This is a genomic window from Spirochaetota bacterium (assembly GCA_040756435.1).
Classification (GTDB): domain Bacteria; phylum Spirochaetota; class UBA4802; order UBA4802; family UB4802; genus UBA4802.
The window spans coordinates 40,780-56,300 of the sequence record JBFLZD010000001.1; the positions used below are offsets into that span (position 1 = coordinate 40,780).

Genomic DNA, 15,521 nt, shown 5'->3' on the forward strand with positions numbered 1-15,521 from the left:
TTATTTGTATATCCTATTATGAAATAAAATTATCATTAACCATAAAAAGGTAATTATATGAAAGTATTTACTATCAGTGAACTTATTGGGACTATGAAGCAATTCCCTCTTCTGCAAAAGGTATCGCCTGTTGAGGTGGTAAAGTCTTTGACATTTTTTAAAGATGTCCCTGAAGAGGTTTTACAGGAGATAGTTGATGGTATATTCATACATCAGTATGCAAAAGATGAAATTATAAGCAGACACGGGCGATACAATGAGTGGTTATATGTTGTGCTTAGGGGTGAAATTTCAGTATTTATTATTACACCTGATTATACCAAATTGGAGCTATATGCATTAGGGCCTGAAGACTTTTTTGGTGAGGACATTGTAATCCGCAATGAGCCACGAGAAAGCACGGCAATAGCATTTACTGAATGTATCTTACTTGCAATTGGGAAGCAGGAATTGACAAAAATTATTGCATCTTCACCTGCAACCTATGAAAAACTCAATAATGCGTTTCTGCAGCGAAAAATGCGTAACAATCTTCGTTCCATACCAATATTCACACATCTGCGCGAAGAGGTTTTCAATGAAATACTGGATGTTGTCAGATTGGTTCATGTAAAAAAAGGTGATGTGATTTTTAAACAGGGTGATGTTGGTGATGCATTATTTTTAATCCGAAAAGGTGATGTGAGTGTCTACAGGGCAATGAATAAAAATGAAGAACTCATATCCTTGCTTGCCGAGGGAAACTTTTTTGGTGAAATGGCCCTGGTACTGGGTGAGCCACGGAATGCTACTGTTATAGCTAATGATGATTGTGAATTGCTTAAGATTGATAAAAATGATTTTGATTCCATAATAGCACGTTATGTTGATGTCTATAATACCATTCAGGCTGTTGCACTTGAGCGGGTGACAGGGCATGAACTTTTTGACAGCAATGAAGCATTTATATCAAAAAAGCTTATAGAATTAAATAGGGCTGTAAATAAACATATTGATGTTATTGCACAGTGTACCTTTGAAACGCCAAAAGGAAGTGCCCTGCTTGCAACGTTGCCTGGGTCTCGTTACCCTTATGTCTATCCGCGCGATAGTGCCTGTGCAACTCGAATGTTATATCGCATTGCAATGAGCCGTTTGCGTTCAAAAGACATTGCTTTTAGACTTCTTGCCGGCATTGCTAAATTTATTTACAATTGCCAGCGTGACGATGGGTACTGGGGACAGCGGTATGGGCTTGATGCAGCTGATAAAAGTATTTATAAGCAGGAAGACAATGTGGCGCATGGTGTGTCCATTTTGTGTAGATATCTGCTTGCAGCCAAAAGCAGGGGGCATATTCCTCATGACAGTGAAGCATATATAGAGTCAATATATAAAGGTGCAATGTTTGCGGTTAAACGCTACTATCGTAATGAAATACATTTGTTTTATTCCACAACATCCATCCATGAATCAGCAATAGAAGAAGGATATTCAATATGGGTTAATTATGCATATTACTGTATGCTGCTTTTAATTGAGCAGGTGGCAAAGGAATTTAACTGTGAAACTAAATTTGGAAAAGCTTTTTTACTGAAAGAGGGATTTGGGACCATTGTTAAAAATGTATTTACCATTGGGGACAGACTTATACGGCGGCTGAAACCTGATGGTGAGGCGGATTTGCGCCCTGATATAACATTGATGAGTCCGTTTTTCTTTGGTACCGGGATAGTGCCGGATATTTTTATACCAGATGAGATTTTTATTAACACGATGAAATTTGTAGAGGATACTCTTTGGGACCCTGATCTGGGGATGCTACAGCGATACTTGCCATTTATTGAAGATCCCAATACGCATGTACATGCTGGTAATGGACCATGGGTACAGTATACTGCAATGCTGGCACAGTATTATTATTTTACAGGTAACATTGAAAAAGGTGATACAATTATGGATATTATAGATAGCTATAGCACGGATGGCTATTTGTGTGAACATTTAACCACACCAGACAGGTTTCATGAATTTATGACATTAGAATGGTTACCGGGAAGTGATGTGAATAAAGAATTTGCACCTGATATTATGGTTGACGGAATCACCTATGATTTAATTGTTGAGGAACTTAATCATATGAAAAATTCTTATGATCAGATAAAAAGAAAAATTGAAACGGGATCTTTGCGCTATCTTACTTTTGCAATCCCGCTCATGTGGTCACATGCTGAATATGCAATGGCCCTATTGTTAAAAACATGGCGGCAATTACAGGATACGGGAGTTAAGCAACACATTTTATGAAGACGTATACCGTAACATTAGAAATTCCTCCACGAGTAGCAAAAGAAATTAAGGCTATATATACAACATTAACCAACAATGGGTATGAATGTTATTTAATTGGTGGATCCGTGCGTGACCTTATTTTAGGAATACCTGTGTATGATTATGATTTTGCAACTAATGCATATCCAGAAGAAGTAATGAAGCTTTTTAAAAAAGTTGTGCCAACAGGGATAAAGCATGGAACGGTGACAGTTCTTATGCATTATTCTCAGTATGAGATAACTACATACAGGGCTGATGGCAAATACACTGATGGAAGACATCCTGATACAGTTGTTTTTTCACAAACTCTTAAGGAGGATGTTGAACGCCGTGATTTTACCATAAATGGCCTTGCCTATGATGTTAACACCAGCCAGGTCATTGATTATGTAGGAGGCATGCGTGATATTGAAAAAAAGATTATCCGCACCATAGGCGATCCCCTTCAGCGATTCAGTGAGGATGGGTTGCGCCCATTCAGGGCATGCAGGTTAGCTGCAAAGCTTCATTTCAGCATTTATAAGGAAACACTGGAAGCTATTCCACAAGTACTGGATATAGCAAAAAAGATATCTGTAGAGCGGGTACGCGATGAAATAAAGAAAATGCTTGAAGCCGATAAACCATCTGAAGGTTTTGAATATTTACGAGTTACAGGGTTGCTTGATCTCTGCATGCCTGAGCTGTCGCAAGGTTTTGGTATGGAACAGAATAAATACCACATGTACGATATTTATTATCACAGCATCTATTCATGTGATGCTGCTCCTAAGGAAAAACCATTAGTCCGACTTGCAGCATTGTTGCATGATATTGGAAAAATACCTACACGGCGTGAAGGGAGTGATGGTGATTATACTTTTTACAATCACGAGGTGATAAGTTCCAAAATTGCACGCAAGATCATGCGCAGGCTTAAATTTTCCAATGATGAAATAGAGTATGTAACCAATCTTATTGTAAACCATATGTTTCATTATACCAACGACTGGACAGATGGAGCAGTGCGCCGATTTATACGAAAAGTTGGATTAGATAATCTTGATGATCTATTTATATTGCGCCTTGCTGATAGATGTGGCAATGGAATGAGAGATGGATTGCCAGAACCTATAAAAAAGCTTAAAAGGCACATCCAAAAGGTTATTGAAAAAGATAATGCATTTACTGTTAAGGATCTGGATATAGATGGATATATATTGATGGAACATCTTAATTTGAAACCCGGGCCTGTGATTGGCAAAATCCTTAATGAGTTACTGGAACGGGTCCTTGACAACCCTGAATTGAATAAACAGGAAACACTTTTGCAAATGGCACACGAATTGTATGCTGCCATGGCTCGTGATAACACAGCCACTCACCATGACAGCACACATCATCATACTGTTTAAGAAAAGTAGTTAGGCAATATTGATTTTAGTTTTTTCTTTTGTTTACTGCTTTGCTTTTTGGGATCAGTTATAACTGCATATTTTATTGCTTCCTTGCACCCACAATCCCTTTCTTTAGTAAGCAATGGTATTAATTCTTTTATAAGGGCTTTGGCATTTGAGGCATTTTTATTAAGATTATTGACAACCATATCAACGGTTACATGCTCCTCATCCTCCTTCCAGCAATCATAGTCGGTACTCATGCAGATGACTGCGTAACACATCTCTGCTTCACGGGCAAGCTTGGCTTCGGGTAACGTACTCATGTTGATTACACCCGCCTGCCATGAACGGTAGAGGTGACTTTCAGCACGGGTGGAAAATGCAGGCCCTTCCATGCATATCAGCGTTTCATTGGTATGCATGGGTATATTAAGTTTTTGAGCTGCAACAAGTATTAATTCATGAAGTCTGCTGCAGAATGGGTCAGCAAAGGCAATATGGGCAGCTATCCCATCACCAAAAAAGGTTGAAATGCGTGATTTTGTGCGATCAATAATCTGGTTGGGTATTACAAAATCTAGTGGCTTAATGCGCTCTTTCAAGCTACCCACAGCGGAAAATGCCACTATCTGACCTGCACCCAGCATTTTGAGTGATGCAATGTTTGCACGATAGTTAATTTCATGAGGCAGGATAAAATGACCACGACCATGGCGAGGTAAAAATCCGGCTTTAACTCCACCAACTTCTGCAATGGTAATAACATCTGAAGGCATGCCCCAGGGTGTTTTTACTTTTACTTCATCCAATATAGTAACACCTTCAATCTGATACAGACCCGAGCCTCCAATGATGCCAACATCAATTTTTGGTTTCATAAATTTTCTCCCTTAAAAAAAAGTATTTATCATCAGTGCTATTTCTCATCAAGCGGTTGCGTAGTATATCACTGTATAGATGCCCACCAACGCTACAGTGTATCCCTCATCCTTTCCGGTATTACCGGTGTGATGCTATTGTATACAACAATGATTTGATTTCTTTTATGTCAAATGGCTTTTTAATGTAACCAAAAGCTTGTTCTTTGTCAACTATCTCTTTAATCTGATCTTCATAAAAAATACCGGTTATAAATACAACTTTCTGGTTGGGATTTTCGTCTTCTATCATTTTGTATGCATCAATGCCGGAAAGTACAGGCATGGATACATCCATAAATACAATATCATACTGATTTTCTTTGCACAGGGAATATCCCTCATAACCATTGGTTGCAAAGGTAATAGCGGATATGCCTAATGATTGGAGAAGCGTTTTAAAAAGATCACGGATTGCATCGTCATCATCAACTATTAACACGGTAAGCTTGCTTAAATCTTTTGGTTGTGATGAAGCCTGCAACTCCTTTGGTAGATATGCGGTTTTATATATGGGAAGTTCTATAATAAATTCAGTTTCTTTGTCGGGGATGCTATGAAACCAAATCTTCCCGTTATGCTGTTCAATAATATTTTTGGATATGGATAATCCCATTCCTGTGCCAACTATGTTATGAGCTCCGGTTTTGGTGGTAAAAAAAGGATTAAAAATTTCATCCTGAATTTTGGGGTCAATTCCTGTACCGGTATCATGAATAGTGATAATTGCATTCCCATTTGATTCATCGATAGTAATGGTGATAGTTCCCTGGCCCTTAGGCCGTATAGCATGTACTGCATTAAGCAGTATGTTCAAAAATACCTGCTGTATAAGGCCAGCATCTACATAGCACACTGGATTTTTTACAAATTTTTTTATTAGAGTGATGTTGTCCTTTATTAATATTTTTTCCTGTATACGTACAATATCATTAATGAGATCCGCTATTTTATGGCGTTCTTTATTAGTAATGTCCTTGCGGGTAAGCATTGATAGGTTTTTCAGGATGGCATGTCCTTGTTCGGTCATTTTTTCAATAACCTTAAAGGCTTTTGTATTGGCTTCAATATCGTCAGGGTTATTCAGAGTGTACTGGACATAGCCTTGAATGCTTGTGAGAATATTGTTGAATTCGTGGGTGATGCCTGATGCCATTTCTCCAATAGCAGACAATCGCTCTGACTGCAGTATCTTATCCCACAGCTGGCGTGTTTGGGTTATATCATGCCAGTAAATCTGATGATATAAGGAACTATCGCCCACAAAACTTAAAATGCGAAGCTCAAGTATCAGGGGTTTGCCGGTAACAGTAAAGGCTTTAACATTAATAGTTGTGGCATTGTCAATGGGTTTTTGCAGCAGTTCAGAAAGCACAGCCCAGTCATCGTGATGTATGAGTGATTGAAGGTTAACATCTGTGATGAGAGTTTCCTGGGGGAAATTGAATAATTTAAAAAATTGCGGGTTTGCATATAAAAGCATATCCGCTTTAGAAAGTGACAGTCCATCAGGAAGATTTTCCACCAGAGTACGATACCGTAGCTCAGATGAAATGAGCATGTCCTCAGCCTTACGTTGAGTGGTGATATTAATACCAATAAGCAGGTAAAATTCCAGATCACCATACAGCTTAATTTTTTCACCTGTTACAAGCAGGGTGGTGTCAGTATTATTCATTCTGAATGTTATTTCTGATTCACGCTGTTCAATATTGCGGTTTATTAATGAAAACAGATGTTCTATTTTCTCCGGTTGTATGGTTAATTCTTGAATTTTTTTTCCGTATAATAGTTTTTTAATGTTATTGTTTCGGGTAAAGTATTGTCTGTGTGCCCTGAAGTATATGATTGTCCCCTGTAATGTGGTTATACACACTACCGATGGATGGAGTTTTACCAGAGCATTATATAAAATATTTTGCGACAATAACTTGTAAATGTTACGTGAAATAAGATTTTCAGTAGTATAGATTAAAGCATTCAGCGATGCCGTTGGATTTGACTGCAATGAATGAGTTTCTAATTTTATAAAGTGAGGACGTTCAGTAAGCTCCAGTATGCCAATAATTCCTGCAATACTGAACCGCTTTTTGAATCGGGTAGTTATGGGAAAATCGGTAGCAAACAGTAAAAGCGGGGTATATGTTGATTGAAGCATTTTTTGTAACATATCAGTTACTGGTGTAATGGTATGCATGCTCAAGGGTAGTATTAAAAGGGAATGTGTATCGGGCAAAGGGTCATCAGTAGCTATAATAGAAAATCCAATATGATTGCGTGAAAGATAGCGCACAATCCGCTGATGCAATGGTGATTCGGTACCAAGTAGCAAGATGTTACTGATGCCATACTTATGTAAAAATTGTTTAAACATACTGTATCCTGTATACAGGGTATAATTAAATGATTATATGCATATTCATCAACGCTTTTTTCGTAAATTAAAATAAACTGTGTAAATTATGTTGACAGATTGTAATGGTAAATAAGGGATAATAAAAAATTCAATTTTGGAGGATCTATGATTCATAATAATGTTACAACTGATTTTGTAAGCAAGGAATACACTCCTGTTATTGATGTTTCAACCTATGTGCATCCACTTGCAGCCGTTATTGGGAATGTGATACTTGGGAAAAATGTTATGGTAGCGCCATTTGCTTCTGTGCGGGGGGATGAAGGACAGCCCATTTATGTTGGTGATGATTCAAATGTTCAGGATGGCGTTATCATCCATGCACTTGAAACAGAACACCACGGTCATCCGGTAGAAAAAAATCTGGTGGAAGTGAGTGGTAAAAAATATGCTGTGTATGTTGGTAATCGTGTGTCGCTGGCTCATCAGGTGCAAATTCACGGCCCGGCATATATAGGCGATAGTTCCTTTATAGGGATGCAAAGTTTGGTATTCAGGGCAAAGGTTGGCAAAAGTTGTGTGGTGGAACCAAAATCGCTGGTTATGGGAGTGACCATACCTGACGGAAGATATGTACCTGCAGGGTCAGTTATTAAGACACAAAATGATGCTGATAATCTTCCTGTTATAGATGACAGCTATCCTTTCAAGAATTTGAATGATGGTGTGATCCATGTGAACGTAGCACTTGCTGCAGGGTATAAGACAAAGAAGATATAGATAGTAAAAAACCCCCTCTTTTTTTAGAGGGGGTTTTTTTAAGATTATTCTTTCTGTTCCTGTTCCAGCTTTTCTAATGATTTTTGTAATTGCTGTAACTGTTCTAAAGCCTTCTGCTGTTCTGATGAAAGCTTTTCGGTTTCTTCCAGCATCTGCTGCCCCATATGTCCTGCAAATCTGTATGCTTTAAATGAACCATAGAGTGATAGAACATACAATATAGCAAGGATTCCGATGACTATCTTTGCAACATTTTCTTTAGCACTTAAAGCATTAACAAGGGCAATAAAGGTAAGATACAGGCCATACAGTGCAATTATTGCTGATACAACAAGCCCTAAATAAAAGCTTACGCTCGTTAAAAATGAAAACAATGCCTGAACTGGACCAAGAACCATTAATGCAGCCACCACGCGGGCATTTGCTTCAAAGGCAGTGTTGCCGCCACATATAGCTGAAATAATGAGCAAAATAACGCCACCAATAAAAAGGCCAATAATTGCAAAAAGAATAGATCCAATTAATGCCATAGCCGGACCAGTACCAAACATGGTAAATGCAGAAAGGTTGAGCAATGAAAAAATAAAGTAGATAACGCCTGAAATTACCCCGTACAAAACTGCTTTGATAATTGGTTCAACAAGTCCACCTTCTTTAGCCATTGATGAAAAATAATCCTTTGGGCTTAAAAGTGTTGCTTTGGACTCATCAAAAAATTTTGTAAAATCAAAACTACCTGCCATACTTTCCTCCTTTTTTGAACAAAATTAAAAAAATTTTAGTGGGGGGTTACATATTAATTATATGTAAACAACTAAAAAATACAACATATAAAAATATAAGTCAAACATAAAATTATTTTATAATTGGTAAAAATATTCCTAAACTACTTTTTTGTGATTAAGTGATTATACTCTTATCAATGAAAGCTGGTGTGTCTAGAATATATTTTACTTGATAAAATCTATTGTATAGAATAAGGGAACTTCTAAGAACTGTTTTTTCGGATGTTCCCTTGTGGGCACAATATAGAGGATAAAACCGCTTTCTATTATATGAATAATTTCGGAAGAGAGCAGTTTTTTAGATGTGCCTATAAATGATATTGGATTGCCTTTAACAAGATATATTGTTGCTATGCACAAACGTACACATGGCATAAAAAATTAAAAAAAACAACTTCAGGAGATAGTATCTATGAATGTGATGAGGAATGTACTTGCAAATTATAGCAATGCTTCGTTTATTATGCAGCAGCGTGCTAAAACTCTTTCCTATTTTCTAACAGTGTGCATTGTACTGGTATTATTTTTTCTTGGTGCACAAAATATAATGGCGACACGTCCACTGTTTTCCTTTATTAATGCAGTTTTGTGTGCCATCCTTATTTTTTTAACCATCGCTACTATGCTATTGCGGGCAGGTAATTATTCATGGGCAGCAAATATTTCGGTGATTGGTTCAGTAATAGTATTGGGACTTCTGGTAAATTTTGGTACCATGGCACATAATGAGGGAATTATTCTTACCAACTATCAATTTTTAATTTTTATTATCTTCAGTGCATTGTTTTGTTCGCGCCGTATGGTTATAACAGTAGCTATCGTGTCGCTTGTGTTTGCTATTATTTCATTGATACGTACTGACCTGATTTCAGGTAAGGTAAAAACAGTTGCTATTGTTGATTTTACCTTTGAATTGATAATAATTACCGCTATAAGCTATCTGCTGTTAAGGCTCATGGATACAACAATCCAAAAACTACACGAAGAGTTTGAAAATAGGGATCAATTGATGCGTATCAAAGACCTGCTGGAAGCAGTAAAGGATATTTCGCAAAAGCTGGCAGTGGCTTCCCATGAACTGTCGGACACTTCCAAAAATTTTTCAATAAATGCACAAAACCAGGCAGCTCTTGCTGAAGAGATAACGGCAACCATTGAAGAAATTTCGGCTGGTGTTGAAAATGTGTCAAACAGTGCAAATTATCAGTATGATAGCATCAATTCATTCACACGGCGCACAGAGGAACTTTCGGCACTTGTTTCACGGATGGAACAAAAAATTAATAATGCAATCCAGCTTACCGCTTCAATAGAATCCCATGCCCGTTTGGGTGCTGAATTACTGAACGTAATGGATACAAGTATTACTAACATTCATAACAGTTCAGGAGAGATGACAAATATAGTAAAAATAATAAAGGATATCTCAGATCAGATAAATCTATTATCTTTAAATGCTGCTATTGAAGCAGCACGTGCTGGCGATGCAGGCAGGGGTTTTGCTGTAGTGGCAGATGAAATATCAAAGTTAGCAGACAGAACACAGGTGAGTGTAAAGGAGATTGAGTCATTAATTAGTGCCAATGACAAAGAAATACAGAAAGGTATGACAAGTGTGCAGCAAACAGTAGATACTATAAGTGGTATTATCAAAGGGGTTAATGAAATAAATACTATGGTGCAGGTGCTGGCTGATTATATGAAGCAACAATTGGAGGTAAATTCAATAGTAGCCAAAGAGTCAGGCCTGGTAAAGGTGAGGTCTGAGGAAATACGCAATGGTGCCGAAGAACAAAAAAATGCTTCGGGCGAAATTGTGAAATCAGTTGCCGGCATTAATGAACTGACTCAGGCAAATGCATCCGGAGCACTGAAAATTACCGAAAGTGCTGATACGGTACTTTCCATGAGTGATGTTCTAAAACAACGTGTTGAAGCGCTGGAGATAGTATAGGTATAATGCACTCATTTATACTGATAAGCAATAATACCGCACAACAGAGTGAGCTTGCAAAACATTCTGTCACTGCAGAATGCACATCAGAAGACTTCAGTGTCAAAGTATTACAAGAAAATCGTGGTACTGTCTGTATTCTTGATTTTAACAGCAGTGATATAGCTATGCAGTATGAATCGCTTATAAGAGATATTGTCACTGCCAATCTCCCCTGTATTGGCATCTGTTCTGAAACTCAATCTTTAAAAAAAACACTTATACGCTATGGAATATCTGCGGTGTTTAGGCCATCACAGTATCACTATATTCCATTGTTTTTTAAAAACTACACCCCTTCTGTTACAGGAACTATCGCCATAATTGATAGTAATGTATACAATACATATGGCTTATCAACAGCTATACAGGCATTTGGTTATCAGGCTATTGTAGTGAACTCACTTGATGCATGGTGTGATATTCATGATATGATGGACATAGTGTGCATTAATTGTTCGCAGGTTAGCACTCATGAGATTGCTACAAAGTATGTAGCCGGGAAGCTTCCAAAAAAAAATGCACTGGTATTGTACAAAAGTGAAGAAAGTGATATTTTCATTCATGACATCATTAAATTACACCGTATAGCCAAAGTAATCTATACTCTGGAAGAGGTGTATACGCTCCTGGTACAGCTTATGTTTAGACAGCAATTTCACTCGCTGCTATATTCATTATATGAAACATCGGATATGCAACGCAGTGTAACAGCATATAGGGGGAGCCTGCGCCAGCTGTATCTTGAAACAGGTGTGGACATATTTACACTGCCTGCTATAACAAACCGTGATGCAATAGAATCCTTCAGGGATAAAACAGAATGTATACATGCTTTACTGGCAAAAGCAGCGGGTTTTAACTGGCTTAGTGAAAGTGAATAATTACCGTCTTAGTCTATGTGGAAATGCAAAATCAGCAATGAGCTGCAAGGGAAGGTATTGATGCTGTTGCTCTGCAGGGTCTTTTGGGTAACATGGCCGCTTTTCGTTGTGGCAGCTTCGGCATACTTTTTCTCTGGCTTTTATGCCATCTGTTCCTAAGATGGGATACATCCCTAATGAAAGAGCCTTTTTGTATGCAACTTCCCTGTTTCCCAAAGCCACATGGTTTTCATAACTATTGTATATGCTGCCTGGCCCATGGCATGACTCACATCCAACGCCATCTTCCCACAGAGCTGGATTTTTTCCTAAACCTGTGGTGTGACATTTGAGGCATTGTTCATCACTGGATGGGTTATTGAGAGATAATTCTTTTGCAAGTGACAGGGCTTTATCCTGTTTTAGTAGTAAATATGCTTTTGCATGAGGGGATTGCTGCCAGGATTTATACTGATTCCCAATAGCATCTGATTCATGGCACTTTTTGCAGACAGCAACACCAACAAATGAGGCGTTTTTCCGTGCTGCCGTAAAGGCAAATAGCATCAGTAAACACACTATGTAGATTCTTATTAATTTCATAGCAAAAGTAACAATAGCAAAGGTATAGCATTATGAATTGATTGTAAATACTTTTTTAATATGAGCGATAGTTCTTAACAAATAATTTTTAGCTTGACTTATTAAATTTTTAATATTACTATTAAGGAAAATAATAAGAAGTGAACAATACATGAAAAATATGCATGATAAAAAAGTTGGGGCTTTCCTGGTGGAAAATGGCATTATTTCAGAAGATCAACTAAAGGAGGCTCTGGAACTTCAACATGATAATCCTGAGAGGCTTATAGGGGAAATCCTTGTAACCATGGGTGTTTTAACTAAAGAAGAACTGGTTATGGCTTTAGAGATGTATATGATGACTACAGATGCAATGCCAGAACATGTAGATGAGTGGCTGGATCAGGATGAAATTGATTTGTTGATGGAAAAAATAAAGAATGAAAGTAAATGAATAAAAAATGATAAACCAGTTATTTTTGAGTAAATGCTCAATAACATGAAAAGTTCTTGACAATTATGCAGTGATTTTAAAAATATGCCACTATGATTGAATTTGAAGACAAAACATGCTTTGGTTGCGGAAAATCAAATGAAAGAGGTTTAAAGCTTCACCTTAAGTTTGATCCAGACACAAAAACAGCATATGGTGAGTTTAAAGCAGATCAAACATTAGAGGGGCCTCCAAATATAATCCATGCCGGCATCATAGCCAGTATTTTAGATGAAACTATGATGACCGTAAATAAGTACATGGAATATATAGCTTTAACAGGGGAAATAACCATTCGTTATTTGCAACCAGCTTTTATTGAAGAGAATTTGTATATCAGGGGCTGGTTTGTAAAAAAGAATAAACGTGTCATTGAGAATAGGGCTGAGATTGAAAACGAAATGGGGAAAATAGTTGCCCGGGCTAAAGCCAAATATATTGAAGTTGAAGAAATACCCCAACCAGAATAAACTATTTTTTTGCCGAAGTGGTGGAATTGGTAGACGCAGCGGACTCAAAATCCGCCGGGGGCAACTCCATGAGGGTTCGAGTCCCTCCTTCGGCAAATATTATTAATTGGATATGTGATACATATCCAATATGAGTGTTTACGGGTCCCTCCGTTGGTAAAAAATATATATTGGATAAGATATACATATCCAATGTAGGTGTTAGCGAGTTTCTCCTTTGGCAAATAATATTTAATTAGATATGTGATACATATCCAGTATGAGTGTTTACGAGTCTCTCCTTTGGCAAAAAATATATATTGGATAAGAGATACATATCCAATGTAGGTGTTAGCGAGTTTCTCCTCTGGCAAATAATATTTAATTAGATATGTGATACATATCCAATATGAGTGTTTACGAGTCCCTCCATTGGCAAATAATATATACTGGATATGTGATACATATCCAATGAGAGGTTGTGCGAGTCCCTCCATTGGCAAATAATATATACTGGATATATGATACATATCCAGTATGAGTGTTTACGAGTCCCTCCATTGGCAAATAATATATACTGGATATGTGATACATATCCAATGAGAGGTTGTGCGAGTCCCTCCGTTGGCAAATTATATATATACTGAATATGTGATACATATCCAGATATCCAGTATGAGTGTTTACGAGTCTCTCCTTTGGCAAAAAATATATATTGGATAAGAGATACATATCCAATGTAGGTGTTAGCAAGTTTCTCCTCTGGCAAATAATATATACTGAATATGTGATACATATCCAGTATGAGTGTTTACGAGTCCTTCCGTTGGCAAATTATATATACTGGTTGTGTCTCAAAGCAAACTGTGGAGCTTGCAATGACGCTAGTGAAATGTCATTGTGAGCGTAGCGCTTACACTGAGTGCTTCGACGAGCTCAGCAACCACTTGTCGGAGTGTGGCAATTTCAATTGTATTAGACAAGATTGCTTCGTGCCTGTGGCACTTGCAATGACGGGATTGGCCCATGTGTCATTGCAAACGAAGTGCCTGTGCTGAGCTTGTCGAAGCGAAGCAATCTCAATGCCGCAGAAGATGAGATTGCCACGCGCCTGCGGCGCTCGCAACTATGGGATTGCTTCGTCACTTCGTTCCCCGCAATGACGCGGGTGCAAAGTTATTGCAATGAGGGGTTTTTTGATACATTCCCAATGAGTGGTTAGGTAAGTCCATCCTTTCAAAATGGAATGCTTATTTTGAATCCAAGGATATATTTCTTTCTCAGTATTCTTTGACCTTCTTTAAAAATTTCCCAAAGACTTTTTTAGAATTACTTTATCCTTTTCGTTATGAGAATAGGGGAGCACAAAAAATGGAAATATTTAAGAGAAAAATATTATTGACATTTTGAATTTTTTTTTAAAATACATTAGAACCAAAAAAGGGATGTATAAAGTGACAAAGAAAGTTTTACCTTTCAGCGAAAGGGAGTATATCTGCATTGCGTCTATGCCTCCCAAGATGGTATGAAATACGAAATGCGGATAGGAAGGATTTAGATGAAATTTTCGCATGATTTTTTTGGAGGTTTCAATAATGGCACTTTTTTTCAATAACAAGAAATTCAATGAATATAAATTTATGGTCGAAGAAGAATTTGAGAAATTAGTCTCTGATAATAGCAAAATATTTTTTGGTGATAAAACGATATATATTGATGCAAAAAAGAAAATCGAAACAAAAGCGTTAGGTGGTTCCATCCCCGATGGATTTCTTTTTGATTTTTCAGATAGTGATAATCCTGAGTTTTATTTAATAGAAGTTGAACTTGCATCCCATGATTTTTATAAGCATATATTTCCTCAAATTACTAAATTTTTTGCTTTTTTCAAAAACAATAAAAGTCAAAAAGATTTAATCGAGAAAATATATTCAATTGCGAGCACAGATGATTCAATAAAAAAAGAATTTAGAAAATTCTTAGGAGAAAAGGAAATATTTAAATTTATCAATGATACCATTGAGGGAAGCCAAAATATATTATTGATTATTGATGGGGATAAATCCGAGTTACCTGAAATTGTTGATACATATACAGACACTTGGGGAAAAATAGTTAAAACGATAAAAATTAATATATTTAAAAACAATAATGATCTTATTTTTTCAATGACTCCTGATTTTCTTAGAGCGTACTATGAAAGCGTAGCTCGTTTTTGCGAAAACGAAATACGCCCTATATTGAACTGGATTATTGGTTTAATAATTAAGGAGCGCCGCGGAGATATTTACAAGGCGCTGCAGGGTAACATAGATAATCTTGATTGGGAAATTGAATTTAATCCGCTATGGATAGAAGATACAAAGGAAAAAGCAGACAGGGAGCTTCGCGAAGCACAGCGCGATCAGATTTACGTTACCACGCAGGTTTTAAGCCCTTCTGAAGTGAGGATGATGCGCTTTAAAGATCTTGAAGAGTTTGACTCCTGGCAGGCTTCACCGGTTGATTTTAGTACAGCAGAAGTTCAGGAAGCAGAAAAAGAAGAAAGCGAATAAACGCAAAAAAAATGCCATTTTTTAAGGGGATTTTATAGGGGGTATAGAAATGTATT

12 protein-coding genes and 1 tRNA gene are annotated in these 15,521 nt (G+C 37.2%); 9 read left to right on the plus strand and 4 right to left on the minus strand.

The annotated features are described in order from the left end of the window. The first annotated feature begins 57 nt into the window (after positions 1 to 57). Together AB1444_00180 and AB1444_00185 are read left to right on the plus strand one after the other, a co-directional pair. Positions 58 to 2,286 carry a cyclic nucleotide-binding domain-containing protein gene (locus AB1444_00180; GenBank protein MEW6525064.1) on the plus strand — a complete coding sequence of 743 codons (2,229 nt, stop codon included), beginning with the start codon at positions 58 to 60 and terminating at the stop codon, positions 2,284 to 2,286. Beyond that, entirely contained in the window at positions 2,283 to 3,707 is a 1,425-nt protein-coding gene (locus AB1444_00185) for a CCA tRNA nucleotidyltransferase (GenBank protein MEW6525065.1), read from the plus strand. The genes AB1444_00180 and AB1444_00185 overlap by 4 nt, the downstream gene beginning before the upstream one ends. Here AB1444_00185 and mtnP read toward each other — a convergent pair. Together mtnP and AB1444_00195 are read right to left on the minus strand one after the other, a co-directional pair. Next, positions 3,704 to 4,570, minus strand: coding sequence for an S-methyl-5'-thioadenosine phosphorylase (gene mtnP, locus AB1444_00190; GenBank protein MEW6525066.1), 867 nt, complete (start codon positions 4,568 to 4,570; stop codon positions 3,704 to 3,706). The two genes, AB1444_00185 and mtnP, sit on opposite strands and share 4 nt — an antisense overlap. Before the next feature lie 121 nt (positions 4,571 to 4,691). Continuing rightward, positions 4,692 to 6,983: an ATP-binding protein gene (locus tag AB1444_00195; protein ID MEW6525067.1), complete on the minus strand. Its 2,292-nt coding sequence runs from the start codon at positions 6,981 to 6,983 to the stop codon at positions 4,692 to 4,694. Between the two features lie 147 nt (positions 6,984 to 7,130). On the opposite strand from AB1444_00195, the gene AB1444_00200 reads away from it, so the two are divergent. Next, complete coding sequence (locus AB1444_00200) at positions 7,131 to 7,745, plus strand: carbonic anhydrase (protein ID MEW6525068.1); 615 nt, start codon at positions 7,131 to 7,133, stop codon at positions 7,743 to 7,745. A 44-nt stretch (positions 7,746 to 7,789) separates the two neighbouring features. Here AB1444_00200 and AB1444_00205 read toward each other — a convergent pair whose 3' ends face one another. After that, positions 7,790 to 8,488, minus strand: coding sequence for a YIP1 family protein (locus AB1444_00205; protein ID MEW6525069.1), 699 nt, complete (start codon positions 8,486 to 8,488; stop codon positions 7,790 to 7,792). A 454-nt stretch (positions 8,489 to 8,942) separates the two neighbouring features. Here AB1444_00205 and AB1444_00210 point away from each other — a divergent pair, with 454 nt between their 5' ends. Continuing rightward, positions 8,943 to 10,484 (plus strand): methyl-accepting chemotaxis protein, encoded by a 1,542-nt coding sequence (locus AB1444_00210; protein MEW6525070.1) that lies wholly within the window; start codon positions 8,943 to 8,945, stop codon positions 10,482 to 10,484. Between the two features lie 5 nt (positions 10,485 to 10,489). Next, positions 10,490 to 11,407, plus strand: coding sequence for a hypothetical protein (locus AB1444_00215; GenBank protein ID MEW6525071.1), 918 nt, complete (start codon positions 10,490 to 10,492; stop codon positions 11,405 to 11,407). Here the strand turns inward: AB1444_00215 and AB1444_00220 are convergent, their stop codons facing one another. After that, on the minus strand, positions 11,408 to 11,953 hold the full coding sequence (locus tag AB1444_00220; protein ID MEW6525072.1) for a cytochrome c family protein: 546 nt from the start codon (positions 11,951 to 11,953) through the stop codon (positions 11,408 to 11,410). A gap of 187 nt (positions 11,954 to 12,140) precedes the next feature. Here AB1444_00220 and AB1444_00225 point away from each other — a divergent pair, with 187 nt between their 5' ends. The 4 genes from AB1444_00225 (at position 12,141) to AB1444_00240 (ending at position 15,465) form a co-directional block, all read left to right on the plus strand. Beyond that, positions 12,141 to 12,422 carry a hypothetical protein gene (locus AB1444_00225; protein ID MEW6525073.1) on the plus strand — a complete coding sequence of 94 codons (282 nt, stop codon included), beginning with the start codon at positions 12,141 to 12,143 and terminating at the stop codon, positions 12,420 to 12,422. 92 nt (positions 12,423 to 12,514) lie between these two features. Further along, entirely contained in the window at positions 12,515 to 12,931 is a 417-nt protein-coding gene (locus AB1444_00230) for a PaaI family thioesterase (GenBank protein ID MEW6525074.1), read from the plus strand. A gap of 11 nt (positions 12,932 to 12,942) precedes the next feature. Then, positions 12,943 to 13,026 (plus strand) — tRNA-Leu (locus AB1444_00235). A 1,479-nt stretch (positions 13,027 to 14,505) separates the two neighbouring features. Beyond that, entirely contained in the window at positions 14,506 to 15,465 is a 960-nt protein-coding gene (locus AB1444_00240; protein ID MEW6525075.1) for a phage portal protein, read from the plus strand. The last annotated feature ends 56 nt before the right edge of the window (positions 15,466 to 15,521 follow it).

Excerpts from the sequence above, each read along its gene's own strand:
- AB1444_00215 (MEW6525071.1), top strand. The coding sequence starts at position 10,490 with ATGCACTCATTTATACTGATAAGCAATAATACCGCACAACAGAGTGAG.
- AB1444_00195 (MEW6525067.1), bottom strand. The coding sequence starts at position 6,983 with ATGTTTAAACAATTTTTACATAAGTATGGCATCAGTAACATCTTGCTA.
- AB1444_00230 (MEW6525074.1), top strand. The coding sequence starts at position 12,515 with ATGATTGAATTTGAAGACAAAACATGCTTTGGTTGCGGAAAATCAAAT.
- AB1444_00220 (MEW6525072.1), bottom strand. The coding sequence starts at position 11,953 with ATGCTATTTGCCTTTACGGCAGCACGGAAAAACGCCTCATTTGTTGGT.
- AB1444_00240 (MEW6525075.1), top strand. The coding sequence starts at position 14,506 with ATGGCACTTTTTTTCAATAACAAGAAATTCAATGAATATAAATTTATG.
- AB1444_00180 (MEW6525064.1), top strand. The coding sequence starts at position 58 with ATGAAAGTATTTACTATCAGTGAACTTATTGGGACTATGAAGCAATTC.
- AB1444_00185 (MEW6525065.1), top strand. The coding sequence starts at position 2,283 with ATGAAGACGTATACCGTAACATTAGAAATTCCTCCACGAGTAGCAAAA.
- mtnP (MEW6525066.1), bottom strand. The coding sequence starts at position 4,570 with ATGAAACCAAAAATTGATGTTGGCATCATTGGAGGCTCGGGTCTGTAT.
- AB1444_00205 (MEW6525069.1), bottom strand. The coding sequence starts at position 8,488 with ATGGCAGGTAGTTTTGATTTTACAAAATTTTTTGATGAGTCCAAAGCA.
- AB1444_00210 (MEW6525070.1), top strand. The coding sequence starts at position 8,943 with ATGAATGTGATGAGGAATGTACTTGCAAATTATAGCAATGCTTCGTTT.
- AB1444_00225 (MEW6525073.1), top strand. The coding sequence starts at position 12,141 with ATGAAAAATATGCATGATAAAAAAGTTGGGGCTTTCCTGGTGGAAAAT.
- AB1444_00200 (MEW6525068.1), top strand. The coding sequence starts at position 7,131 with ATGATTCATAATAATGTTACAACTGATTTTGTAAGCAAGGAATACACT.